This window comes from Neochlamydia sp. AcF65, from assembly GCF_018342435.1.
GTDB lineage: Bacteria > Chlamydiota > Chlamydiia > Chlamydiales > Parachlamydiaceae > Neochlamydia.
This window is the reverse complement of record NZ_JAEMUE010000006.1, coordinates 1-1,799: the sequence shown is the minus strand read 5'-3', so window position 1 is coordinate 1,799 and position 1,799 is coordinate 1. Positions and strand designations below refer to the sequence as shown.

The following is a 1,799-nucleotide window of genomic DNA, read 5'->3' as shown; positions in this document are numbered from 1 at the left end:
GCCAATTTTAATGAGCGACAGGGCTTCAAGCTTCGCGGCTTTTAAATTGAGTTTCCTTTATTTTTATCACAAATGTCAGATTAAGTCCTATCTATTACAGATTATAAAAGATTTAAAAATTCTTTCTTTAGCTTATATAAATGCTTTGATGGATCCTAATAAGAAAGAATTTGCAATTAAAATATTTCAAGGAATAGATAAAAAAAGTGGGCAATCCGGGTCATCTAATGGGATAAACTTTGACTTACAGAATTGTTATTATGAATGTAGTAGTGATGAGGATTCTTCTGATTGTTATGACTCTGACTAAGTTTTTAAAACCTAACCTTAGTAAATTCAAAGATCTTGATAGGAGCACTCTTGCTTGAAGACAATTAAGGCTTAGACTATGTTGTAGGGCTGTAAAGATGGTTAGATACTCTTCTCCTTCTTTTTAGCTTTACTGTAGGTTGTTTATACTATTTGCCTTCTGGGAAGGCTTGCTTACCGGCATTCGTAGTAATTTCTAGTTCTGTCTCCGCTAGGATAGGAGCATCCTTGATACTTTCCCCTTATTATAGCAACTTAATGACTTTTCCTTTGCTTCCTTCTAATTCTATTTGATTCATTTCTAGGATAGCTTGAGGCATAAAGGCCATCTATTTTTATTTCCAAGGCAATGGCTGTAGTCGTAAAAGATTATCCTTGTGGCTGTAATCATGGCTATTTATATTTCCCTATTGAATAGGATAGCATATTAGGATTGACTGAGGCTTTTAAGAACCTTTTTATAGGGGTACTCCTAATAATTTTGCTGCTAACCCTCACAGTAAGTAAGGCTTACCTAAAGTTAAGGCCCTTAATTTTTTTTAATTTTGGGGATAAACGTTCTTCTTATCCAAAGAGGCAAGAAGGAATAAAAATCCTTTCATTCTATTAAATTGGCTTCATTATTCATGGCGAATCTAACGTTTATACTCGGCTAGAGCAACGATTGATTTATCATAAATGAATAAGTTGCTAAAACCTCAATTTTAATTATCCTACCCATTTCTACACTCTGAACTAATCTAAAACATTTTTTAGTTATCCAAAAATTTATTCCGTTTTTTAGGTGGTAGTAGAGAGCTGAAAGCTAAGCTCTAAAGGCAACCTATCATCAGATTAGTATCTATAGGTTTATCAATAGAAGAGAGAATGCCTACAAGGAGCTTAATGTTTTTTATTAAACGTTTAAGTTAAAATTTAATCTTGTTAGATATATGCCATGTGTGCCAATTATAGCTTAGTTATACATAAAGATAGGTGGAAATTAATATCTGCTTGCAAAGCCTATAAAGGCTAATCCTCTAAGCTTTTTTCTTAAAAATCTTTATTTAAGGCTATTCAGCGCTCCGCTTGGCAACAAGCAAAAGATTAAATTTTAAATTTATTAATTACATGGCGTTGTTGCGTAAATGCTAAGAAGTGTATGCGATAAGATTGCCCTTTAACACATAAGAGCTATAAAATTAGTTTGCAACAACAAAAATATAGGCAAGCTATGGAAAAAAAGCTTAACTACCGCATACGTAACTGGTCCGATTATAACAAAGCTTTAGTGCAAAGAGGAAGCATAACCTTATGGTTTTCGGATGAAACCATTAAAGGATGGAGGGAAAATAAAAACACGGGTAAGAAGGGCCGTCCAAGAATTTAATCTGCTGACGCTATCTTATGCGTGTTGATGATTAGAGCGGTTTATCTTAACCCCCCGGTGCTGTGCGAGGGTTTGTGTCATCGCTGATTACTTTGCTGGCTTTGGGATTGCCTGTTCCTTG

The 1,799-nt window shown here is 34.4% G+C and carries 2 protein-coding genes; both read left to right on the top strand.

Going from position 1 to position 1,799, the window contains the following annotated elements; translation table 11 throughout:
- Positions 1 to 310, top strand: a 310-nt coding sequence (locus NEOC65_RS00355) for a hypothetical protein (protein ID WP_213155350.1), incomplete at its 5' end; no start/stop codon positions are given.
- Positions 311 to 1,522: 1,212 nt separating this feature from the next.
- Positions 1,523 to 1,678 carry a transposase gene (locus NEOC65_RS00350; RefSeq protein WP_213150933.1) on the top strand — a complete coding sequence of 52 codons (156 nt, stop codon included), beginning with the start codon at positions 1,523 to 1,525 and terminating at the stop codon, positions 1,676 to 1,678.
- Positions 1,679 to 1,799 lie beyond the last annotated feature (121 nt).

Coding starts and splice junctions, on each gene's coding strand:
- NEOC65_RS00350 (WP_213150933.1), top strand. CDS start 1,523: ATGGAAAAAAAGCTTAACTACCGCATACGTAACTGGTCCGATTATAAC.